Source organism: Acinetobacter sp. WCHAc060025 (assembly GCF_004209355.1).
GTDB classification, from domain to species: domain Bacteria; phylum Pseudomonadota; class Gammaproteobacteria; order Pseudomonadales; family Moraxellaceae; genus Acinetobacter; species Acinetobacter wuhouensis.
In genome coordinates, this window is sequence record NZ_SGSX01000008.1 from 38,595 (window position 1) to 62,874 (window position 24,280).

The 24,280-nt window shown below is 39.6% G+C and carries 20 protein-coding genes and 2 pseudogenes; 9 read left to right on the top strand and 13 right to left on the bottom strand.

The genetic code is table 11. From position 1 onward, the window contains the following. The first annotated feature begins 43 nt into the window (after positions 1-43). The 4 genes and pseudogenes from EXE09_RS08205 to EXE09_RS08220 all read left to right on the top strand — a co-directional run bounded on the left by EXE09_RS08205 (position 44) and on the right by EXE09_RS08220 (position 4,056). Positions 44-2,023 carry a phytase gene (locus EXE09_RS08205; protein WP_130116943.1) on the top strand — a complete coding sequence of 660 codons (1,980 nt, stop codon included), beginning with the start codon at positions 44-46 and terminating at the stop codon, positions 2,021-2,023. A 102-nt stretch (positions 2,024-2,125) separates the two neighbouring features. Beyond that, positions 2,126-2,824 (top strand): annotated as a pseudogene (gene tolQ / locus EXE09_RS08210) (protein TolQ). Between the two features lie 12 nt (positions 2,825-2,836). Next, positions 2,837-3,283 carry a protein TolR gene (gene tolR / locus EXE09_RS08215; RefSeq protein WP_087553632.1) on the top strand — a complete coding sequence of 149 codons (447 nt, stop codon included), beginning with the start codon at positions 2,837-2,839 and terminating at the stop codon, positions 3,281-3,283. Further along, positions 3,280-4,056 carry an energy transducer TonB gene (locus tag EXE09_RS08220; RefSeq protein WP_171478622.1) on the top strand — a complete coding sequence of 259 codons (777 nt, stop codon included), beginning with the start codon at positions 3,280-3,282 and terminating at the stop codon, positions 4,054-4,056. The genes tolR and EXE09_RS08220 overlap by 4 nt, the downstream gene beginning before the upstream one ends. Positions 4,057-4,120: 64 nt before the next feature. On the opposite strand, the pseudogene EXE09_RS19060 reads toward EXE09_RS08220, so the two are convergent. Continuing rightward, positions 4,121-4,246 (bottom strand): annotated as a pseudogene (locus EXE09_RS19060) (IS5/IS1182 family transposase); the annotation flags it as partial. 473 nt (positions 4,247-4,719) lie between these two features. On the opposite strand from EXE09_RS19060, the gene EXE09_RS08225 reads away from it, so the two are divergent. From EXE09_RS08225 to EXE09_RS08240, 4 genes are all read left to right on the top strand, one after another. Next, entirely contained in the window at positions 4,720-5,865 is a 1,146-nt protein-coding gene (locus EXE09_RS08225; RefSeq protein ID WP_130116944.1) for a helix-turn-helix transcriptional regulator, read from the top strand. A 353-nt stretch (positions 5,866-6,218) separates the two neighbouring features. After that, positions 6,219-6,860 (top strand): hypothetical protein, encoded by a 642-nt coding sequence (locus tag EXE09_RS08230; protein ID WP_068974779.1) that lies wholly within the window; start codon positions 6,219-6,221, stop codon positions 6,858-6,860. Then, a complete protein-coding gene (locus EXE09_RS08235; protein ID WP_130116945.1) occupies positions 6,860-8,086 on the top strand; it encodes a cell envelope integrity protein TolA in 1,227 nt (408 codons plus the stop codon). The genes EXE09_RS08230 and EXE09_RS08235 overlap by 1 nt, the downstream gene beginning before the upstream one ends. 345 nt (positions 8,087-8,431) lie before the next feature. Then, positions 8,432-9,676, top strand: coding sequence for a hypothetical protein (locus tag EXE09_RS08240; RefSeq protein ID WP_130116946.1), 1,245 nt, complete (start codon positions 8,432-8,434; stop codon positions 9,674-9,676). 463 nt (positions 9,677-10,139) lie between these two features. Here the strand turns inward: EXE09_RS08240 and pcaD are convergent, their stop codons facing one another. The 6 genes from pcaD to EXE09_RS08270 form a co-directional block, all read right to left on the bottom strand. Continuing rightward, positions 10,140-10,919, bottom strand: coding sequence for a 3-oxoadipate enol-lactonase (gene pcaD / locus EXE09_RS08245; protein WP_130116947.1), 780 nt, complete (start codon positions 10,917-10,919; stop codon positions 10,140-10,142). 53 nt (positions 10,920-10,972) lie between these two features. Next, positions 10,973-12,178 carry a 3-oxoadipyl-CoA thiolase gene (pcaF, locus tag EXE09_RS08250; RefSeq protein ID WP_130116948.1) on the bottom strand — a complete coding sequence of 402 codons (1,206 nt, stop codon included), beginning with the start codon at positions 12,176-12,178 and terminating at the stop codon, positions 10,973-10,975. 168 nt (positions 12,179-12,346) lie between these two features. Further along, positions 12,347-12,997, bottom strand: coding sequence for a 3-oxoacid CoA-transferase subunit B (locus tag EXE09_RS08255; protein WP_068974774.1), 651 nt, complete (start codon positions 12,995-12,997; stop codon positions 12,347-12,349). A 20-nt stretch (positions 12,998-13,017) separates the two neighbouring features. Next, positions 13,018-13,701: a 3-oxoacid CoA-transferase subunit A gene (locus EXE09_RS08260; protein ID WP_130116949.1), complete on the bottom strand. Its 684-nt coding sequence runs from the start codon at positions 13,699-13,701 to the stop codon at positions 13,018-13,020. 201 nt (positions 13,702-13,902) lie between these two features. Continuing rightward, entirely contained in the window at positions 13,903-14,193 is a 291-nt protein-coding gene (gene catC, locus EXE09_RS08265; RefSeq protein WP_065992825.1) for a muconolactone Delta-isomerase, read from the bottom strand. 14 nt (positions 14,194-14,207) lie between these two features. Then, positions 14,208-15,317, bottom strand: coding sequence for a muconate/chloromuconate family cycloisomerase (locus tag EXE09_RS08270; protein WP_130116950.1), 1,110 nt, complete (start codon positions 15,315-15,317; stop codon positions 14,208-14,210). A 116-nt stretch (positions 15,318-15,433) separates the two neighbouring features. On the opposite strand from EXE09_RS08270, the gene catM reads away from it, so the two are divergent. Further along, complete coding sequence (gene catM / locus EXE09_RS08275; protein ID WP_130116951.1) at positions 15,434-16,351, top strand: cis,cis-muconate-binding transcription regulator CatM; 918 nt, start codon at positions 15,434-15,436, stop codon at positions 16,349-16,351. Between the two features lie 79 nt (positions 16,352-16,430). Here the strand turns inward: catM and EXE09_RS08280 are convergent, their stop codons facing one another. The 6 genes from EXE09_RS08280 to benC form a co-directional block, all read right to left on the bottom strand. Then, complete coding sequence (locus EXE09_RS08280) at positions 16,431-17,981, bottom strand: dynamin family protein (RefSeq protein ID WP_171478623.1); 1,551 nt, start codon at positions 17,979-17,981, stop codon at positions 16,431-16,433. After that, the gene (locus EXE09_RS08285; RefSeq protein WP_130116953.1) at positions 17,978-19,237 is read right to left on the bottom strand and encodes a GTPase; all 1,260 of its coding nucleotides are present in this window, start codon (positions 19,235-19,237) and stop codon (positions 17,978-17,980) included. The genes EXE09_RS08280 and EXE09_RS08285 overlap by 4 nt, the downstream gene beginning before the upstream one ends. Before the next feature lie 89 nt (positions 19,238-19,326). Further along, positions 19,327-20,271: a catechol 1,2-dioxygenase gene (catA, locus tag EXE09_RS08290; protein WP_130116954.1), complete on the bottom strand. Its 945-nt coding sequence runs from the start codon at positions 20,269-20,271 to the stop codon at positions 19,327-19,329. Between the two features lie 589 nt (positions 20,272-20,860). Then, entirely contained in the window at positions 20,861-22,048 is a 1,188-nt protein-coding gene (gene benE, locus EXE09_RS08295) for a benzoate/H(+) symporter BenE (RefSeq protein WP_087553513.1), read from the bottom strand. A gap of 48 nt (positions 22,049-22,096) precedes the next feature. After that, positions 22,097-22,882 (bottom strand): 1,6-dihydroxycyclohexa-2,4-diene-1-carboxylate dehydrogenase, encoded by a 786-nt coding sequence (locus EXE09_RS08300; RefSeq protein ID WP_130116955.1) that lies wholly within the window; start codon positions 22,880-22,882, stop codon positions 22,097-22,099. Positions 22,883-23,182: 300 nt separating this feature from the next. Then, entirely contained in the window at positions 23,183-24,199 is a 1,017-nt protein-coding gene (gene benC / locus EXE09_RS08305; protein ID WP_130116956.1) for a benzoate 1,2-dioxygenase electron transfer component BenC, read from the bottom strand. Positions 24,200-24,280: the final 81 nt, after the last annotated feature.

Genomic DNA, 24,280 nt, shown 5'->3' on the forward strand with positions numbered 1-24,280 from the left:
AGCAGAAAGCCTTGAGGTTTTTTGCCAGATTTTGAGTATCTCTATGAATGTTTCATTGTTTAAACTGTCTATTTTAAGCAGTTGTTTGCTGCTGTTGGCTGCATGTTGTCAACACAATATGTCTCAAGCTACACAGAGCAGTCATCCGCTCACATCCGCGGAAGTGCAGATTGACCTGCCGAGCGAACCTAAACTGCAATTACGTGAATTCGACACGGATGGGGCGAAAACTGAGGATGTGCAATGGTTGAACTTGAGTGCATGGCCAGAAGTTTCAGTTTTACTGAGTAGTAAGAACAAAGGACTACAGTTTTTAGATAGTGAACAGAATGTACTCCATCAGATTCAGGGTCAGTTCGGACGCTTTGATTATCGGATCGGTTCGGAGCATTTATTGATTGCTGCATCGGATTTGCAACAACAGCAAATTCAACTGATGAGCATGAATTTAAAAAATAAAGCATGGGATAAACCAGGCTTCATCCCAAAACGCTCATTTAAGTCTGAAGATGTCTGTCTGTATACCGATGCTCAGGGGCTGAGTTTTGCTTTTCTGGTGGGTGAAGAAGGCATTGGAGAACAGTGGCTTGTGGCAAAGCAGGAAAAAGTTCTGGCTCAACCACAGTTGGTACGCCGTCTCAGTTTTCCACCTGCCAGTACTGTGTGCAAAGTGAATGATGCCACTGCGGAACTGTTCATTAATGAAGAGAATACAGGCGTCTGGGCATATCCAGCGCATTCTGAAGCAGACATGGTGCGTCAAGCCGTGGATCTCGTGCAACCCTTCGGTTCGATTCAGGGTTCACCGTCTGCAATTGCAATCACAGATAATCAGATCGCAGTACTGGATGCAGAAAAACCTTTGCTTTACCGTTATCAAAAGCAAGATCAGCACTGGAAAGCCTTAGCACCTTTGCAACTGGATCATTTAAAAAAAGCAGAGACGCTCAGTATCCGAGGTAATTTTGGCAATAAATCCTTGCTGATTTTAGATGATAAAACTGTAAAAGTGACAGAGGCAGAGTGGGAAACACAGGCAAATACGAAGTCTAAAAATATCATCACCATTCCTGCGGAAGTGCAGACAGAAGGTGTGCCAAGTACAGGTGATGCAGCTGATGATCCTGCGATCTGGCATAACGCAGCACAGCCGAGTCAATCACGCATTTTAGCCACAGATAAACAAGGTGGCTTACAGGTGAGTGATTTAGAGGGTAAAACTGTTCAGTATTTGCCAGTAGGGCGCTTGAATAATGTTGATGTACGCCACGGTTTTAAATGGGGCAATCAAACCGTCGATCTGGCGGTGGCATCGAACCGAGATCATAACAGCTTGCATGTCTTTGCGATTCAACCGAAAACGGGCAAGGTGTCTGTGCTTGGCGAGCTTCCAACCACTTTGGAAGATATCTATGGCATTTGCATGTACCGCGATGCTCAGGGTGAAATCTATGCGATTCCAAACGATAAAAACGGGACTTTCATTCAGTACCATATTACGGCAACACAACAAAAATTAAGCGCTGAAGAAGTGCAACGCTTTTCAGTGAAAACCCAACCGGAAGGCTGTGTTGTAGATGATGCTACAGGACGCATTTTCTTGGGTGAAGAAGATGTCGCGGTGTGGGTAAAAGATCTCAATCCAAAAACTCAGCTTCCTATGCAGCAGGTGATTGGCGTCGGAGACGTGATGCATGATGACATTGAAGGCATGGGGCTTTACCACGGCAAAAAGCAAAGTTATCTGGTGGTTTCAAGCCAGGGCAATGACAGCTTTGTGGTGATGGATGTTGATGCGCCTTATACAGTTCGCGGTGTATTTCGTATCGGGATTAATACTGACAAAGGCATTGACGCTGTGTCTGAAACAGATGGGCTGGATGTAAGTTCACAGAACTTTGGCGGCAAATGGAAGCAAGGCATGTTGGTGGTACAGGATGGACGTAAACGGATGCCTGAAACCAATCAGAACTTCAAATATGTGCCGTGGGACAAAATCGCTCAAGCCCTGAACCTGGACTGAATAACGCTTCAGTACCTGGGTGAGTACATGGGCTGTTAAAGAATCTCAGCCCATTTTAAAAATATATGTGCTGCACAATGCAGTAAAAAATTGGAGTGCGTTATGCAAGCAACAATGGATCAAATGTCAGTCTGGATGCTGATCAGCCATGCCAGTGTATTGGTTAAAGTGGTGATGTTGATTTTGGTTTTATCCTCAGTTGTAAGCTAGTATCTGATCGTGCGTCACGGCATGTTACTTCGTGGACAGGAACAGCTTTGGAACCGCTTTTTGAAAAATTTTAGACAGCAAAAAGATCTTAATCTTTTACATCAGGACTATCAGCAGCCTGAACAGCAAAAAGGTGTTGTCAGCATTTTTCATCATGGTCTGGATGAGTACAACCAATTGATCAAAGATGAACAACTCACCACAAGTGACGTGATTGATGGGGTAGAACGACGCTTACTCAGCAGCATCAGTGAAGAAGAAGAAAAGCTTCAGCAGAATCTGACCTTTCTTGCAACAGTGGGTTCAGTCAGTCCTTATATTGGTCTGTTTGGAACAGTCTGGGGCATTATGAATGCTTTCATTGGACTGTCTGGTGTTGAACAGGCAACTTTAAATACAGTTGCACCAGGGATTGCAGAAGCGCTGATTGCAACAGCCATTGGTTTATTTGCCGCTATTCCTGCGGTGGTGGCGTATAACCGTTTTTCGGCACGTGCTGACAAGCTTTCCAGTCGTTATTACGGTTTTGCCAACGAGTTGCAGACACGTATTTATCGTTTGTTGGGGCACACTGAGCGCACTTCGCGTTAAGGAGCAAAAGCCATGATTAAGCGTCCTCAAAAATTAAAACTCAATGCCGAAATGAATGTCGTTCCTTATATAGATGTCATGTTGGTGCTGTTAGTGATTTTTATGGTGACTGCACCAATGCTGACACAAGGTATTCAGATTGACTTACCTAAAGTTGACGCCAGTGTCATGCCTGCGTCACAACAGCAGCGTATCGTGACATTGTCGATCCAGGCCAATGGTCAGTATTACTGGAATATTGGTACAGAAGTGAACACCGAGAAAGTCACAGATCAAGCCATTGATTTAGCCAGTATGCAACAAAAGCTGATTCCAATGATTCAAAAAGATAAAAGCCTGCAGTTTTATATACGCGCTGATCAGGATGCCGATTATCAACTGGTTGCTCAGGCGATTGCATCCTTGCAAAAAAGTGGTGTAACGAACCTAGGGCTGGTGACAGAGGAACCACAATCATGATGGCAACCATCTCCAGAATCAGGTTCCTCGATCAAGGTCTGGCACTTTCGGTCACGGCTGGATTGCATATTGCGTTAATTGCATGGTTATGTACGGTTGAGATGCATGAAACATTGGCGGAACCCAAGCCGAAAACCATTCAATTGCAATTTGTGCAAATACCACCTCCTGCCAAACAACTACCTGAACCTGAAAAGCCTGAACCGATAGTCGAAGAAAAAGTTGTAAATAAGCCTGTCCCCAAAAAACAGAAAGAAATACCTGCCGAAGCCCAGCAGAAAACCCAAAAAAAATTTGTAGAGTCGCAGAGCAACAAAAGTGTCACTTCAGCCACAAAGACAGCCAAAAAACAATCACAGCAAGTTGTGACGGAAGAGCAAAGTACAACGACGGAAACAAAGAAAGTTGTTGAAAGTCAGGCAAAGACAGAAACGATCACTCAGACGAAAACCCAGAAAACAGTAGAACCTAAAGTACAAACTCAATCTGAATCATTTGATGTTAAAAATTATCAACCTGTTTCAAAAATTGCGCCTGCATATCCTGAATCGGCACTGGATCGCAAGCTGGAGGGGGATTGTACAGTGGTGTACAGTGTGAATGAAAAAGGGCGGGTAGAAAATCCAAAGGCGCAAGGTGACTGCCATCCGATGTTTGTACGACCTTCGATTCAGGCTGCGCTCGCTTTTAAATATCAGCCTCGTTTAGTCGATGGTAAACCGACCAGCGTATCGAATGTTAAAAATACCTTCCAGTACCGTATTGAGAGTTAGTTCTATTGAATGAATATTTAGGGGTGTTGATATTTTAAGTATAGAATTTACCCGTGAAAATGAGTCAAATAAAAATGTTGCTAATGCAACAGCCCCCTTTATAACTATATTTTAGCTTATCATATCTAGTAGCAATTCCTCTGAATTGCTTCAACCCACAAAATGCATTTTTAACTAAGTGTCTGATTTTTTATAAATGCCAAACTATATGTTTATTATGTGATTTTTTGGAATATTAGCTTTTGTTTCTAAAACAGGTGGGGTGAAACAAGAACTAAAGTTTGGATACGGGGCAAACGTCTGTCAGGTTATTCCGTCCAAAAATTATCATCCCCTTTAGGCCCAAAATAATTCTTTATCATCTCTTTTGTACTATACCCAAGGTAACACAAAAATAACCTCTTGCCCAAAATGACGCCCCCAAATTTCATTTCTTAAAATCTAAAAAACGCTCAAACAATTTCTGTATATTTATCCTTATATTTATCGTCTGTAGATATAGTCTTTTAGAAGACTTCATGTCCCATATGCTTAGTACAATTAAATTTAATGGCCCTTAAAAGCATAAAAAACTAAAAACCCCTCCCCATATGGGGATATGTGCAAGCTATACAATTTCGATAATATAAGCCAATAACTTTGCAATTTTGTGGGGAAATGCAAATGTTGGCAGAACATGAGAATAAAATCATCGGCATGATTTACGATGCCGCGCTTAATCCGATGTTGTGGCAAGATGTCTTGTCTGAAATTGCAGATTTTACAAAAAGTACGACGGCTATATTTACTGCAACGGATCAGCTCAGTCCAAATTATGACTTTGTTTTTACACATAATATACCTATTGAAAGCATGCATGCGTATCAAGACGAACAAGTGAAAGTATTGGACATGCGTTTACATGCACCGTATTGGGCAGAAAAAGCGTTAGGGGATACGGTGCTGAACTCCTTTGCGCGCTATGCAAATATGCCAGTGGGGACAGATGAGTTTCTTTTTTATGAGAAATGTGCCAAACCGACCAATGTCAGTCATGTAGCTGCAGTACTTTTAGAGCGTAGCGTATACAGTTGGGCTGTATTGGCTGTACATCGTGCGCCACAATTAAAAGAATATAGTGAAACAGAAGACCTGATTCTTAAGAGATTAGGTATCCACATGCGACGTGCATTGCAGATTTATCGTCAAATGACGTTTTTGAAAGATGATCGAGATAATATTTACCATGTCTTAGATCATTTTAAAGTAGGCGTGATTCTGCTAAATCAAGATTATGGTCTAAGTTATAGTAATGCCATTGCTCGAAAAATTTTGGAACGTTCAAGCTTATTACAGCTTGATCAAAAGAATCATTTAAAAACGTGCTTAGAATTTCAACAAAAATTGGCTGATTTGATTCGTAGTTCATTATTCGAAATAGGCGATGTAACTCATGAGTCTGGTGGTGTTTTGGCACTTTATGATCATAATAATACAGCGTCATTAATGTTGAGTATATTGCCGTTTTCGGAAATAAATATCAGTCATCATCCTAAAAAAGTGATTATTTTTATAACACAAACAGATCAACCACAACGTTTGGCAGAAGACTATTTACAACAAAAATATAAACTGGCGAAAAGGGAAATAGAAGTCTGCTATTTATTTGTCAATGGTATGGATCTTGAGCAAATCAGTCTTCAAATGAATATTACCTATGGCACGGTTAGAATGTATATTAAAAATATTTTCGCCAAAACAGCATGTAGTTCTCAGACTGAACTGATGCAGTTGCTCATGGGACTTACACTTGATTTTGAGCATATTTAACCTTTTCTCATTTTATTATTTTCCTTAAAGCTTTGATATTAAGCGCAGTATGTATTCATGTGGGGGAAATGCTGAATAGCATACTGCTTAACTAAAAGAATTTAGTCTTAAGTACTGTAGCAATGTTTTTTTATGCATGACATTCCCATTTGGGAGTGTCTGAGAATTTGCATGGTGAATATACTTGTGATATTCCGCAACACTACAAAAATCAATGAAAAAGGTAGTTCATAATTCCATTTTTGGAATTGGAATAAAGTTATATCTTTCTGATATAAATATATATTTTAATTAATACTGTTTTTAAAAATATCAATGATGGATTTGAAAATAACTATTTAAAGGAACGTAATATGAATAAAAAATCAGATGTTGGGAATTATATTCAAAAGTTCAAAAATAAACTTTTAAGACAGTACATTATCCGTATTTTTACAATTTGTGGTTTTTTTAGCGTTTTGACAGGCTGTGCGGTTACAACAGGTATTTGGCCTTCAGAATGGAAGAGAATTACACCCCAAAATTTGAATATTGTTCGAGGACAGCCTTTAGAAATCTACTTTGATAGCATGTCTTATTTGAGTCAGGCAGATGCAGATATTGAAGCGTGGCAATCTACGCAGTTATTTTCTTCGGTGACCCGAACCAAGCTCGATCAGCCTTCAAATCATGGTTATTTTATACGTGTTGCTTGTGAAAGACAGACTACATATCCAGATGAGGATGGGTTAATCGTTTTTATGACCGCATTACTTTCAGCATTTATTATTCCATATTCTGAGACTGGAGGCGCATTTTGTAAGCAAACTCTATTTGAAAATGGGATAGAAGTTACACAGAGCAATGTAAACATAGAACATCAAACATGGAATAGTGGTTGGTTGCTTATTCCTCAATATTTACAACGTGGCAGTTTATATGCAACGCATGCAAAAACTGCTGCGCAAATTCGAGTACGTAGTCTCATGGCTGAGTTAACGAAGGGAGCTAAATAATGCAACAGAATTTGATTGTAATTTCGCTATTTGTATTGTTCACAGGGTGTACGACAACACCACCAGGAATTCCTGCATTCCCGCTTCAGGAAAAGAAAAAAGATGACGATGGTTATTATAAATATAGTACTTTTTGGTTTAATGGAAAGTTAAAAAACGGTGTTCCAGATGGGAAAGGACAGTGTCGTACGAAATATATGACTGGAGTTTATACAACGGAATGGTTAAAAGGTGCTTGTGAGTTTCGATTGGGTGAGCGTATAGATCGTTTAGATCAGAACCGTTCTGAGGCTAGTATGGCATTTACCAATCAAAAACGAGCTAAAGAATTGAAGGAGGAACGTGAAAAGCAAGATGAATATGAGCGTGCTGAAGCTGAGGAAAGGCGTGAGCGCGCACGTAGTAGAGCTGCGGCTGAACAGCAGCTCGCGGCATCAATTACGGGGATGAACCAACAGATGATACAGGATTATCAGCGTATGTCTGGTATGGTTCAAAAGGCGAGTACACCCCCAGTACGGAGTTACTCATCTACAAGTGTAACTCGATCATCAGCAAGCTCTACGACGAAACCATCTCCTGCTAAAAATAGTTCTTCGAGTACAACAACTGCGTCTAATACTCGTAGTTCAAATAGCAAGCAAAGCACTACTCTTAACAATGATCAAAATGTGAAAAAAACAACGCAGTCAAAGTTAGACAAAACACAAGCTCTTAAATCAGATGATGTACAAAAGCAAAAACTTCAAGAGCAAGCGGAGAAAAAACATCAACAACAAGTTGCAGCTGAAGAAAAGCAACGTGAATTACAACTTGCCAAAGAAAAACGTGAAGCGGATCGAAAGGCTGAAAAAGAACGCAAAGAGCGTGAACAATTGGCACAGAAACAACGTGAGGAACAGGAGAAAAATAATTACCTGATGAATGTGAAAAATAGTTTACGGCTTAAAGCTGTGAGTTGCTATGGTAATAACTTTGCTGTAGGTCAGATTCCCAAAGGTCTAGGTTTTTCAAAACATGTTTCAGGTATTAATGTTCATTACCAAGCATCTTGTCCTGGTGGTGGTCGTTATAATGGGGTTTCTAGAAATTTTATCGGGATGACCACAGGATGTTTCGGTGGTGATACAAACCCTAATGAGGGGGCAGAAATTCCTAAAGATGTTTTGACTTGTGAAGCTAAGGATATGACAGTTGAAGTCACAGATGTAAGACCAACCCGTTAAAAATTTAGTCCTAAAAGTTTAGGGGGGGAGATATGATAAAACAAGTGTTATACGAGAACAGTTTTCACTAAATATCTTAAAAAAGAGGTTGTGTCATAAGCCTTTAGATACTTGAAATTTACCGCAATAAGTTTAATTTAATAAGCATATTGCGGTTTTTATTTGAATAAATTTCTAGTAGTGAGACTCGCGCTTTTTATTTATAACGAATTGAAACTTTTTTGATTAAACTTTAATAAATAAAACTTTATAAAAGTCAACTCCTCATCTGAGGAATATTTTAATTACAAAAATAAATATAAAATTACAAACAAGAAATAATGAACAAACAATGGAAACAAGTAAATGAATACAAAACAATTAATCATTAAATTGGGGATGGCTTTAGTTACGTTTAGCTCAATGAATTTATATGCAAAAGATGTATTTACATCTGAAATCCAAGTCGATAACCAATCACAGGTGCTTGGTTATAGCAGTATTTCTGACGTGGCTGATCAGTATGATTCATACAATATGAAAGCTATGTTCCCAACATATACAGAAACTTCATTTGTAAATGCAAAAGTCAATTTACGTGATGTACCTGTGAATTTAAGCTATGCACAAAACTCTTCGACCTTAACATTTAAAATACCCTCACTTGGTATTGAACGTACTTATACCGGTGCGACGCGTGAAGAAAGTAAGGACATGTTCCTTGATGCGTTAAAAGGCGAAGATAAAGAATTATTAAAGAAACTTACTGCAGAATGGGTGAAAAACTCACCGATTGATCCAGTTGCAGGCAACCCAACCAGTTTACTTTCTATGATGGTAGGTTCAATGACCGATAATTTATCGGATATGGCATCTGATCAAATGTATGGACTAAAAGAAAACTCTTCATCAAATTTCGGCATGATGCCTCGTTTCGGACGTTATACTCAGCAAGGACATGATATTAATGTTTATAACTTGCCACTGACTTATTCACATTGGTTTGAATCAAATAAAACAGGTTTAGTTTTAGATTTACCGATTACTGTTTCTAAAACATCGGATGGGGCATTATCAGGAAGTTTAAATCTTGGTGTTGGTTTAAATTTTAAATTAGCATCAACTGAATCAGTAAACTGGTACCTTATGCCACAAATTAGAGGTGGTGTAACTGGTTCTGAAGATTTTGGAACAGCGGCATTAATTTACGGTGGTGGTTTAAGTAGTAATGCTCAATTCCCTTTAAATGAAAATTCAGCAGTTTCAATCATCAATATGGTGTCTTATTATAAAACAGATTCAATCAAGGTCGGTGATTTTGACAGTGGATATGATTTGCAGAATACCATTTTGCGTAATGGCGTAGAATATAGTCATGTTTTGCATAAGTCAGTTGCAGGTAGTCCATTGATTGCAAAACTTGCATATGCACGTACTGATTTTAGCGGAGATCAACTATTTTCTGAATTGTCACATGATTTTTCTGGCTCTATAGGGTTTAAAAATAAGAAGCCAAAAGCTTGGATTGATGAATATCGTTTCGGTTTTACTTATACCTATGCAGACAAAGATTTAAGAGGTTTTACAGTTAATGCAGGCTATACTTTCTAAATTTTGAGGAAGTTTATTCTTTGTATTTCCAAATAAATTTTAATCAGGCTCAGGATACATCATTGATCGTATTCTGAATCTTTAATTAAAACTTAAGATGTGCTTTTGGCTACATTTAATCCTCAATGTGGCCTTTTTTTTGAAATGGCCATTCATCGTATAAATATAAAAGAGAAATTTGAAAACTTAATTTTAAAGTTTTGGGACTGTTTTATAGGCTTAAGCGGTTATTGATAGATTTAAGTTGTGAATGACTGTTTCGGAAATGATTGTTATTTAAGATTTATAATAAAAATTCATATAGATTTTGCGGACAACTTTCATCTAAAACGATTCTGTAAATACATTTTTAATTTCAATAAGAGAAAATAATGTAAAAGGCTTATTCATAGAGAGTTATGAATAAGCCTTTTAAGTACAATTCAGTACCTTACATTTATTGTACAGCGTGAACGGATAGAGACTATCTAGCTAAGAATTTTTCCAAAGCTTGGTTAAATTCTTGAGGCTTTTCTACATTGGAAATATGAGAAGCATCTATTTCAAATAGCTCTGCATTGGCAATACGATCGACCATGAATTGTCCATCAGCAACTGTGGTTACAGGATCTTGTTGACCTGCAATCACCAAAACAGGCACGCTGATACTCTTTAAATCTTCACGTAAATCCGCCTTAGCCAAAGCCTCACAACAAATTGCATAACCCTCTGCACTGCCAGCTGCGAGGTCGTTACTCATGGATTCTACAATTGTTGATTGGCTTTGGATAAAGCGTTCTGTAAACCAACGTAATGCTGCTGTTTCTGCAATTGGTTTTAAGCCTTGTTCACGAACAAGTTTGGCACGGTCTAACCATGCTTGTTCCTGACCAATTTTTGCAGCCGTGTTGCAGACGATCACATGGTTAAATCGTGCAGAATGATGAATCGCTAACCATTGTCCAGTTACGCCACCCATTGAAATTCCGCAAAAGTCTGCTTTTTGAATGTTGAGGTGATCTAAAAGATTCACCATATCTTGCCCTAATTGATCGATGGTATATGGACCTTGTGGAGCAGAAGATTGTCCATGACCACGTGTGTCATAACAAATTACAAAATGATCTTTTTGAAAATGCTCAATTTGCACTTGCCACATACTGTATTTCGTACCTAGCGAATTTGAAAATACAATCGCAGGGTGATTCGCATCACCAAATGTTTGGTAATTGATTTCGGCATCGTTGGATGTAAATTTTGGCATGTATAAATCCCTCCCGACCTCCCTTTATAAAAGGGAGGGGATTATTAATTGTTTTAAACTCGTTCAATAATCAAAGCGATGCCTTGACCTACACCGATACACATTGAACATAGGGCATATTTGCCACCAATAGCTTCAAGTTGATTCAGTGCCGTTGTGACTAGACGTGCACCTGATGCACCGAGCGGATGACCTATCGCAATCGCACCACCATTTGGATTGACGTGTGTTGCACCATCTTCTAAACCCAAATCACGAGTGACTGCTAAAGCTTGAGCGGCAAACGCTTCATTCAGCTCAATCACATCCATTTGCTCTAAACTTAGACCTGTTTGAGCCAATAACTTTTTAATTGCAGGTGCAGGACCAAAGCCCATGATGCGGGGTTCAACACCAACAGTAGTTGCACCAATAATTTTAGCGCGAGCTTTTAAATTGTACTTTTCAATGGCTTCATCGGAAGCAATCAATAATGCAGCAGCACCATCATTAATCCCTGAAGCATTGCCCGCAGTGACAGTACCATCGGCTTTGACCACGGGTTTAAGTTTGGTTAAACCTTCAATCGTGGTCGATGCACGTGGATGTTCATCGGTATCTACCACAATCGCATCACCTTTACGCTGTGGAATGGTCACGGCAATGATTTCTTTAGCAAAGAAACCGTTAGCTTGTGCAGCCGCAGTACGTTGCTGACTGGTTAATGCAAATCTGTCTTGATCGGCACGATTGATATTAAATTGTTCAGCCACATTTTCAGCCGTTTGTGGCATGGTTTCAACACCATACATTTCTTTCAGCTTTGGATTGATAAAACGCCAACCCATCGTGGTGTCTTCAAGTTTTTGGCTACGACCGTATGCACTGTCAGATTTATCCATGACAAGAGGAGCACGTGACATGCTTTCTACACCGCCTGCAATGATCAAATCGGCTTCACCTGCTTTGATTGCACGGGCTGCCATTGCCACAGCATCCAGCGATGAACCACATAAACGGTTGACTGTGGTTGCAGGCACTTGGTAGGGCACACCTGCCAAAAGTGCAGACATACGTCCGACATTACGGTTATCTTCGCCTGCTTGGTTGGCACAGCCGTAGATCACATCGTCAACCAATTCCCAATTTACCGATGGATTACGTTCAATTAAAGCTTGGATGGGTAATGCGCCAAGATCATCTGCACGGACTGGTGCTAAACCGCCTGCATAGCGTCCAAAAGGTGTACGGATGGCATCGATAATATATGCGTTTTTCATTTTTAAATCCTTTACCTCCCTTAATCCTCCTGAAAGGAGGGAGACTTTCCAATGAAAAATAAATATTTATTGGTCAAAGTCCCCCTCTTTTTCAAAGAGGGGTTAGGGGAGATTTATGCTTTGAAGTCTACCTTTGAAAAAGGAGATTCTATATATTTCTAAAGAGCCTTAAGCAGTTGCATCAATTAACTTAGCACCCGTCATCGACTGCAATTCGTCAAAGCTTAAACCATCCACTTTTTCAATGACTTTCATGCCTTCCGCAGTCACATCAATCACGCAAAGGTCTGTATAAATACGGTCTACACATTTCAAACCTGTCGCAGGATAAGACAGTTCTGCGACGATTTTCGGTTCGCCTTTTTTGGTCACATGGTCGGTGGTAATGAAAACTTTTTTCGCACCTACAGCTAAATCCATCGCGCCACCGACAGCAGGAATTGCATCTGGTGCACCTGTATGCCAATTCGCCAAATCGCCATTTTCAGCAATTTGGAATGCACCCAAAACAGCAATATCTAAGTGTCCACCACGCATCATGGCAAATGAATCACCATGATGGAAAAAGCAACCACCCGTCAGCATGGTAACGAATTCTTTACCTGCATTAATTAATTCAGGATCACGATCTTCTTCCGCAGGTGGTGGACCAAACGCTAATAAACCATTTTCAGAATGTAAAAATACGTCTTTATCCGATGGTAGGTAATTTGAAATTTTGGTCGGTAAGCCAATGCCTAGATTGACATAAGCACCATCTGGAATGTCTTGCGCTACACGTTCAGCAATTTGGTCACGGCTTAATTTTGTATAACTCATTTTAAATTCTCCGTATCTAATTACTGTGCGTTATTGTCAGTAGAACCGACAGCGACAACGTGTTGAACAAAAATCCCTGGGGTAATGATATGTTCAGGATCTAGTGCACCGAGTTCAACCACTTCTGACACTTGTGCAATCGTCACATCTGCTGCCATTGCCATGATTGGACCGAAGTTACGTGCAGATTTGTTATAGACTAAATTGCCCCAACGATCACCTTGATGCGCTTTGATTAAAGCAAAATCAGCTTTGATTGGATTTTCTAAAACGAAATCTTTGCCTTCATAATTTAAGGTCGGCTTGCCTTCAGCAAGCATTGTTCCAAAACCTGTAGGTGTATAAATTGGTCCTAAGCCCATGCCTGCAGCTTGGATACGACAAGCCAAATTACCTTGTGGTACAAGTTCGAGTTCGATTTTTCCTGCACGATACAATTCATCAAAGACCCAAGAGTCTGACTGACGCGGGAACGAACAAATAATTTTACGAACTGCATCTGCTTTTAGAAGTTTAGCTAAACCGTAATCTCCATTACCTGCGTTGTTATTGATAATGACAAGGTCTTTCACACCTAGCTCGATCAAGCCATCAATCAGTTCAGCGGGTTGTCCTGCTGTGCCAAATCCACCAATCATGATGGTGGAACCATCTTTAATCTGCGAGAGAACTTGCTTAAGTGCAAGTGTGCTTTTATCAATCATGTGATTAACCTTATCTGCATTTTCATGAATTTCTATGCATAAATATCGCTTCTGAATAGTTATGCGTAGAAATTGTGGTGTTGCGATAACTTTAGAAATTAAGCCTTAAATCGGAAGCATTGTTATTGAATCACTCAACTGACGTTACGTTCTAAAGGGGGTTCAAGCCACCCTAAGATGTTAGAGTGGCTTGATTTCTGATCAGGTATCATCTTCACGAATAGAAGACGGGTGACGATTTAAAGCAGTCACTTGAATATCCATATAAGGGTAGAGGGGTAAGCCTTGTAAGATATTGTGTAACTCTTCATTACTTTCAACATCAAAAATACTGATATTGGAATACTGACCCGTTATGCGCCAAATGTGACGCCATTTCCCTTGACGTTGCAAATCTTGAGAATATGCTTTTTCAACAGCTTTAATTTCATTGGCTTTTTCTGTTGGCATATCGAGTGGGATATGAACATCCATTTTTACTTGGAAAAGCATGACGACTCCTTCAATTATTGGCGACGTAGGTTGTCGATTTTGTCTTCATCCAATTCAATACCTAAGCCTAAACCTGTTGGGATTTTGAGCTCAAAGTTTTCATATTGAAGAGGTGTTTTTAAAATTTGTTCAGTGAGTAGTAACGGACCAAAAAGTTCAGTGCCATAAGCTAAGTTGCTGAATGTAGAAAATACGTGAGCCGATGCAATTGTTCCGACTGGACCTTCAAGCATGGTGCCACCATAGAGGTCGATTCCTGCTAAATTGGCAATTTTTCCAACTTCGCAGCCTTCAATTAAACCGCCAGACTGTGCGACTTTAACTGCAAAAACAGAAGCAGCATTACGTTTAGCCAGTTCATAAGCGCTTTGTGGCCCCATTAAAGATTCATCAGCCATAATGGCAATATCAAACTTACGCGTCAGTCGTTCCATTGCATCGATATTGTTAATGGCACAAGGTTGTTCAATTAGATCAATGCCACCGTCTTGGAGCATTTGAATGCCTTTAATCGCTGTTAACTCAGACCAAGCACGATTGACATCGACACGAATTGAAATGTCATCGCCCAATGCTTTTTTTATCGCTAAAACATGTTCAATATCTTGTTCTACAGGGCGAGAGCCGATTTTTAGTTTGAAGACATTATGACGTTTGCTTTCAATCATTTTTTGCGCTTCAGCAATGTCTTTTTCAGTATTGCCAGATGCAAGAACCCAAAGAACTGAAATGCTGTCACGCAAACGTCCGCCTAAGACTTCGCTTAAAGGTAGACCTAATCGTTGTGATTGGATATCGAGTAGTGCTGTTTGAATTGCGCATTTTGCAAAACGATTGCCGTTGATATTGCGGTTAATCATTTGCATCGTTTGTGCGACATTTAAGCCGTTTAAGCTTTTTAATAAGGGCGCAAAATAAGTTTCAATATTGGTTTTAACACTTTCTGGACTTTCTTCACCATAGCCTAAGCCACCGATTGTGGTCGCTTCACCCCAGCCGATAAAGCCATCTTCCGTGCTTACTTTGACCAGTACTAAGGTTTGTGTTTGCATTGTTGCAACCGCCATCTTGTGCGGACGGATGGTTGGAATCTCAACAAGCAATGTTTCTATGGATGTATACATTGCAAATTTTTCTTCAGTGTTTAACTATTTATATACCTTAATTTAATGTAATATCTTTAACTAGGCTGATAATGGTATTTTTAGATACTTATAAGGTATATAAAAGAGGGCTAGTCATGGAATTACGACATTTACGATATTTTGTTACTGTTGTTGAAGAGCAAAGTATTACCAAGGCTGCAGAAAAGTTGTGTATTGCTCAACCGCCTTTAAGTCGACAAATTCAAAAATTAGAAGAAGAATTAGGTATTACCTTGTTTGAACGAGGTTCTCGCCCAGTTAAAACTACTGAGGCAGGGATGTTCTTCTATGAACATGCTGTGCAAATATTGACCCATACTGCACAAGCAACTTCAATGGCTCGACGTATTAATACGGTAGATAAAACGGTACGAATTGGTTATGTTAGTTCGTTGCTTTATGCCTTATTACCCCAAATAATTTATTTATTCCGACAGCGACACCCTGACATTCATGTGGAGCTTATTGAGTGCGGGACACGAAATCAGATCGAAGCTTTAAAAGCAGGAAAAATTGATATTGGCTTTGGTCGATTGAGATTAACGGATCCATCCATTAAGCGGCTATTCTTACGCAAAGAACGTCTCAAACTTGCAGTACATAAAAATCATCATTTGGCAGAGTCTATTGATACAGGTTTGTATTTATCACAGATTTTAGATGAGTCGATATTCTCCTATCCAATTACGCCTAAACCGAACTTTTCAACATTAATTCAGTCTGTTTTTACAGAATTGGGATTAGTGCCGAAAAAGTTTACAGAAGTCCGTGAAATTCATTTAGCACTTGGATTGGTATCATCGGGGGAGGGAATTTGCTTAATTCCTGAGAGTGCCAGTGATATTGGAATGAAAAATTTAATTTATATCCCAATTCTCGATTTAGAAGCATACAGTCCAATTTCTTTATCGGTTCGAAATATGGATCAAAGTGCATATATTCCCGGTATTTTAGAGTGTATTAAGCAAGTATTTGAGGAAAATGAAATGCCAATTCAACTCAATGAGGATTAATACAGTTCATTGAGTTGATTAAGCTCATGATGATATTTACTCAATAATGATCATCTTTTATATCGTGATTAAATTCGTTTTAATCCTTCATTCTTAAACAATGAGCAATCTGTTGTAAGGCTTGTTCATCATGGCTTAAGCCTTGCTGAATAACCTCAATTTGCGTTTGAATGTTGTTCAGTATTTTTTGGCATTGTGAAATAACTTCATCTGTATGCACATCTAGTTTTTGCCATAAGCTTTGTGAGATTTCAGCGTACAAACGGTCATGTCCAATGGCTAAGATTTCTTTTGTATCATCAGCATAAATGACTTCATAGGTGAGATGCTTAGCAAATTTTAGTGGTTCAAATGGAAGACTCTGCAGTTGATAATCGACTAAGGTATCTGAAATCTGTTGAGACAGAGATTGTTCCGCCTGTTGTGTCAAAGTGCTGTAAAGCTCATCTACAGCTTGTTGCTCAGCAAATTGTTCCAATAGACTTGGTAACGTTGCAATCATACCGCGCCAAGTTTGGGTCATGATTTGCTCTTTGCTTTGCACCAATGTATCACTAGCATGGTTCAGATTTTGTTGTAATTGATGCAATTGAGGGACAATTTCCACCTGTAATGGAGTTAAAATCTGTTCTTGCAAATGGTGTAGTAAAGCTTCTGCGGGTTTACGTTGCTTATAAGCTAAAGCAGGTTGAATCAAATGCATTAATGCATTAAATAAACGATCGAAACTAGCACTTTGCATCGCTTGATCATTAAAGTCAGCATTTTTTAGCATCTGGGAAGATGTAGAAATTGGGAATTGCAGCAGGCTTGGATCAACGTGCATTTCTATGAGTTGATCCATCGCACGGGTATGTACATCACTTTCTTGTAAATGACGTTGTTCAGGGCTTTTATTACATAAAACCTGACAAATATCACCATCAACTTCATCTTCTTCAAAATAATCACTGCGGGTGATCACAGGCAATAAAGGTTTATGTCGACGTAATTCTTGCCCCAGAGCGGCTAACTCTTTGACCTGACCAGGTGAAGATGAACTGCTTAACCAGAGTACACCATCCGCACTGTCTAAAAAGCGCTGAGTCAAGTCTGCATTTTCAGGTGTTACTGAATGCAATCCTGGGGTGTCTAACAGGATTAAATTTTTACCTAAACAAACACCTTGTAAACGTGTGGTGGTTTCTGTTGCACCTTCTTTAAAACGATCCTGGCTTTCAACAATTTCACCATCTTCAAGATAAAAATACTCAACACTTTGCTGATGTCTGTGAAAACATTCTGCCAATACATTACATAAAGAGCTTTTACCGGCGTTGAACTTTCCAAAAATCAGCAAAATAATTTTGTCGTCAAAGTGATCTGCGATGGATTGCGCAGCATGCAAGGTATCTGACTGGGTTTCCCAATGGTTGAGGTAACGGTCAAGTTGGGCATTGAGTGTCGCAATATCCAGTGCTATAGAACTTTCTGAAGTTAGCCCATGACTGTTTAAACGCTGATGATTGAGATTGCGCGCCAGCTGTTGATGCCAAGCATGCATTTTATCTAAATGTGCAACAATATCTTTTTTAGGTTGATCAAAGGCTTTGGTGGCATGAATGAAAGTTTGAATTGAGTTATGGATCATGATGTTTGCTCCAGCGTCTTTGATGCCTGTTGAGCTTGCATGATGTGTTGAAGCTGTTGCTGTAAATCCTGTAATTGCTGTTTCAGATGCATTCGATCAGTGGATAATTCAAAATAATGGGCAAATTCACGGCGTAAACGTTCACGTCCTGATTCATCTTCAAAAATGAGCTTTAAGTCTTTACGAAGTTTGACGGAGATACCCAGTACTGCAACCATGACCGTGTCTAAACTACGCACATTACTTTTTTGTGTATCAGGTAAACCCACCACACCATAACGCACCAGATGACTGTTGATTTCAATACATGCACGGGAGTAAGCCACTTGTATGCGGTTACGATCACGCTTGCCCGCAGTCAACTTATACATATTGGCAAATGAATCTGGTTCTAATGAATCATCCTGTCCAGAAATATGCAAAATGGGTTGTAAGTCTTGACGTACTTTATTCAAGACCTGATTCAGATCCTGTTCAAAGGCTTGGCGTTGCTGTTGTAGCGTATTGTTAAGTTGTTGAATATTGGCTTCAGTGGTTTCTTGTTGTTGTGACAGTTGTTTTTTGAGATCTGCAAAAATCTTACTTTTTTCAAACTGGCGCACAGTTGGAACCGTATCAACCATATTGCTGAGTTTTTGTTGTAACTCAGGGATACCACTACGCTGTACTAAAAGCTGTTTTGAGTTTTCTACACCTTGACGATGGCGTGTCGCAGATACAGGTAAAATAGTTGCAGCAGGGGCTTGTTTTTGAATACTGTCAATGATGTGAGCTAAGACAGTTTGATCTGGGATTTGGTCAATTTGTGTTAGTACCAAAATACTTTGGCGTTGTGTTTGCTCTGTATCTTGCTCGAATTGTTGAAATAATTGTAATTCAAAAGGATCAAATTCACCTTCACGCACAGAATGGATTATCAGGCGAATATCTGCTTTATTCCACATGGCATCTTGAGCATATTGATCATCAATAGCTGCAACATCGGCATCTAAGCCAGGTGCATCTAACCAACGAATATTATGTTGCAAATGTTCAGAGAGATTTACAGTTTCTCTTTTATCTGCCACAGAGAAAATATCGTTACCAATCAGTTCATTTAACAGTCGGCTTTTACCATGATTATACTTGCCAATAACGGTAACCGTTGGAATCTGACCTGCCTGTAATATGGCACGCAACCGAGCCAATGGCATATCGTATTCTGGGAGAATGGCTAAAATATCGTGGGTTGCAGCATCGAAAGTATGAATATCCATATTATTTTCTATCTTTCCATAAAATAAAATCAGGCTAAACTGTTACAGCCAGCCTGATTTTAATATTCAACAGATCAAGTTTGAGAATATCAAACTTCTAGGCGAGGGCGGTCTACCACTTGGTTGTCTACACCATCAACCAGACGGCTCAGCTTAAGGTCAAATACCATTTCAGCAAAAGGACCTTCAACACCATTTGCCAGGCTTACTGCCGCATCTGTATGTTCAATCGCATCTACAACAAGACCTTCACGCGTTGCATAAGCAAAGTCATCATAAGTGTACGGGTCGCCAGCAACATTAATCTGCGTGGTAAGTTTACGATGACCATCTGCAGACACGAAGAAGTGAATATGTGCAGGGCGGTTACCATGACGACCTAATTGGTTAAGCAACTGTTGTGTTGGACCATCAGGAGGGCAACCATAACCAGCAGGTAGAATCGTCTGTACACGATAATGACCTTGTGCATCTGTCATAATGGTGCGGCGCATATTGAACGGTGTTTGTTCGCCAGTTGGGTCAAAGTGTGAATAGAAGCCTTTAGTATTGGCATGCCAGATTTCAACCTGCGCATTTGGAATAGGTTGACCATCTGCATTGTAAATTGTACCGTGTAAAATCAGAGTATGACCATTTGGATCACTACCATCATCCATACGAGCAAAGCCTTGTGCAACAGGTGCGCCTGCAACATAAAGAGGACCTTCGATTGTACGTGGTGTCGGGTTGTCAATACCTAAAGCAGCATCAGCAGCGTCCATACGTAGATCAAGGAAATGGTCGAAACCTAAACCTGGAGAAAGTAAACCAGCTTCATGACTTGTACCCAATTGGTTTAGATATGCAATCGCAGCCCAATATTCATCAGAAGTAATGTTTAAATCTTCAATAGTTTTAAATAAGTCAGAAACCACTCGATGAATGATTTGCTTAGTACGTGGGTTTCCACCTTCTTGCTCAAGTCCGCTAAGCAAATTGATGAAGTTTTGTACTTCTTCTGTCTCGAAAATTCTAACATTGTTGGCTGTCATGGCTATCTCCTTAATATTGCCATAATGCTGATTCACGTCATATTTTTAAAATCATCTTATGCGTTTGTTCAGCATTAATCCTGATATTGCTTTGTGAATAATCGTTATATATACCTTAATTTAATGTAATATCCTTAACCAGTCCGAATTCGGTATCTTTAGATACTTAAAAAGTATATTGTTGTGAAATTTAGCGATTTATACGACTTTGTGATAACGCCCGAAGAGTAAAGTATTACCAATGTCACATAAAAATGATGCCTGATTTAAATTTAAACAATTCATCAGATTTAAAAGTAAAAGATATTATTGAGAATTTAATGATTTTAGGACGATTTACGACCTGTAAAAATCAGAGAGTTAGGGAGAGTTCAAACAGTATATTGCACAGATTTGAATATAATCGTAGAAATTTGACGTGGTGGGGCGTAAGAGGGCTGACAAAAAATCAAACATATGGTTTGGTGATTTATTGAAAATTACCAATACCATGAGAAGCAGTGAGAATTGAAATTAATCAATAAACACCACTAGAAATAACTTATAGATGTAATGATTTTTTTGACTGATTACAAGCATGTTGAAAGACTTAGGAAGAAGCATGGCGTTTATTTAAAATCAAATGTGCAAGTACACCAATACAAATGCCCCAAAATACAGAGCTTAGTCCTAGGAAATGCATTCCAGATGCAGTCGCCAAAAAAGTAATCAGCGCAGCTTCACGTTGCGCTTCATTTTTCATTGCCACTGAAATATTCGTCGCAATTGCGCCAAGTAGTGCGAGACCTGCTAATGCTGCCACCAATTCTTTAGGTAATAAACTAAACAGCATGACGATACTGCCTGCAAATAAGCCACCTAAAATATAAAATATTCCATTGGCAATGCCTGCAATATAGCGTTTGTCCTTTAATTCATGCGCATCTTTGCCCATACATAAGGCTGCTGTAATGGATGCCAACACAATGGTAATTCCTCCAACACATGCCACCGCAAAGGATGCAATACTGGTTACTGCAATGATGGGTTTTGCAGGTGTGTCATAACCACTCAAACGCATAATCGCCATACCTGGTAGGAATTGTCCCGTTAAACTCACAAGGATTAAAGGCAAGGCTAAATTTAACGTAGAGTTCAATGTCCATTCAGGCATAATAAATTGTGGAATGGCAAGGCTAAAATCAACCGTAACAGGATTCATTTTGCCCATGATTAAGCTAAGGGCAACACCTGAAACCAGTACCCATAGCATGGCATAGCGTGGTGTAAAGCGTTTGGCAATCAAAAATACTAACAACATGCCAAAGACGATGAGTGGCATGCTGTCCGTGGCTTTAAATAAGCCCAAACCAAATTGAAATAGAATGCCTGCCATCATTCCTGCGGCAACATCTTGAGGAATCCATTTCAATAATTTATCAAAATAGCCTGTAATCCCAATGATGAAAATCACAATGGCGGTCGTGAGATAAGCCGCGACAGCTTCATTCAATGAAACATGGGGAAAGAGTGTGACCAACAGTGCCGTACCTGGCGCAGACCATGCGGTGATTACAGGAACTTTAAACTTAATTGATAAATAAATTCCCGCAATCGCAGCGCCAATCGAAATGCCCCAAATCCATGAAATCATCATGGCAGTCGAAACGTGGGCTTGTTGTGCGGCTTGAAAGAAAATAATCAGTGGCCCTGAGTATGAAATCAGAACTGCTAAAAATCCTGCAACTGTGGCTGATAGTGACCAGTCTTCTTTTAAAGTCTGTAAAAGATTTGCCATTGTATGCATCCTTGCGTAATGGATTGAGTGATTGATTAAATAGATGAATTAACCTTGATCACCGCCACCGACTGGAACTACTGTACCTGTAATATATGAAGAATCATCGGAAGCAAGGAAAGTAATTGCATTCACTTGTTCTTGGATTGTGCCATAACGACCTAAGAAAGTACGATCTATGGTTTGATCAACCACTTCTTGCATCCATTGGGTTTCGTGTTCAGACATTGGATTACTGTTGCGAGGAACTTTACGTGGCGGTGCTTCTGTGCCACCAGTTGCGATCGCATTGACACGGATATTATCTTTGGCATGTTCAAAAGCCAAAGAAGCAGTCAAACCATTCACGCCACCTTTAGATGCAGAGTAGGGAATACGGTTAATGCCGCGCGTCGCGATTGAAGATACATTGACAATCGTACCTTGTTGATTCTTGATCATCTCAGGCAAGACAGCACGACAGCACCACATGGTTGGAAATAAAGAGCGATTGACTTCTTTAATGATTTCTTCTTCAGTAAATTCCTGAAAAGGTTTCATCCAAATAGCACCACCGACATTATTGATGAGTACATCAACACGCCCATAGGTCGCAATGGCTTTTTCGACAACGGCTTGAGCACCTGCGTAGGTTTCTAGATCTGCATTGATCGTAACTGCATTACCACCATTGCTTTTGATTTTTGCCCATACTTCTTCAACAAATTCAGAACGATCTGCGAGTATGGCTTGCGCACCTTCTGCTGTGACTTGTAGGGCAACGCCACGACCAATGCCTTGTGCAGCACCTGTAACAATGACGACTTTATTTAAAAATCTTTGACGATCTGACATTTTATGCTCCATTCCTTATAGACCGCATGCGGAAGTTGATTACTGAACAATGAAAATTTCCTCTCTTTTTAAAGGATGAGAAATAGGATTTCGCAAGAGAGTGTGGATTTATTTGGAAAAAAACTTCACCTTTACAATCCTCTCATTTCAAAACATCTATGGCACAGGTGGAGGGACTTGCAATATTCATTTTATTGTCAATTCATGATCAGTTTTGTCTTACGCAAGAAGTCCAATCTATCAATCTAAAAACTTTAAAACCCCGTTCTATGAAAACGGGGTTTGTTGGGATGACTCTATTTAATTCGCAGAGAATTTTTCAAAGAGGAAGTTTTTCGGTTTAACACCTTCGGTATCTAACCAACTACGGACTGCTTCAACCATTGGTACTGGACCACATAGATAGATGTCGACATCACCTTTGTTTAACCATTCATTTTCAATATGCCCAGTCACATAGCCTTTGCGTTCATGTTGACTGTCATTATGTGCAACCACAGTACGGTATTCAAACCATGGAAGTTTCTCTTGAAGTGCATTGAGTTTTTCAAGCGCGACTAAGTCAAAATCATTGGTTACACCAAAAACTAGACGTACAGGTTGTGTTGAACCTTTTTCTTCAAGAACTTGCAGCATTGACATAAATGGTGCAATACCTGTACCACCTGCGAGCATAAGTACAGGGCGAGCAACATCACGTAAATAGAAGCTACCAAAAGGTCCTGTAAAGGTCATTTTATCGCCAGATTTTACAGTTTTACTCAGGAACTCACTCATTTTCCCATTTGGTACATTACGTACCACAAAACCTGTTAAACGATTGCCTGGTTTAGAGCTAAATGAATATGAACGTGTTTCTGTTGTTCCTGGAATGCCCACATTGACATATTGTCCAGCAAGGAAATTGATCTCAGGCTGACCTTCATCCAACTGAATATCAAAGGTAATGGTTGAATCAGACAGATTTTCAACGCGGGAGAGAGTGCCTTGAAATTGGTGAATTTGTGTTTTACAAACATCCGATGATGCCGAAATTTTAAATACAGCGTCCGAAGTCGGTTTACATTGACACGCTAAAATATAGCCTTGTTCAGCTTCTTCTGGTGTAAGTGCATCTTCAATATAATTTTCTTCTGGCATGTCATAACTGCCAGATTCACAAAATGCACGACATGTTCCGCAAGCGCCATCACGACAGTCTAGAGGAATATTGATTTTTTGACGATAAGCTGCGTCAGAAAGGGTTTCATCTTGTGCAACGGAAATAAAGCGAGTGACGCCATCTTCGAACTGAAGTGCAACATTATGGTTTGACATGGCAGAATCCTTTTAATGTATCTAAATCTTCTGCCGCCCAGTCAAATTTCCATATGGCTGAACGGCGACCTTGCTGAGTTG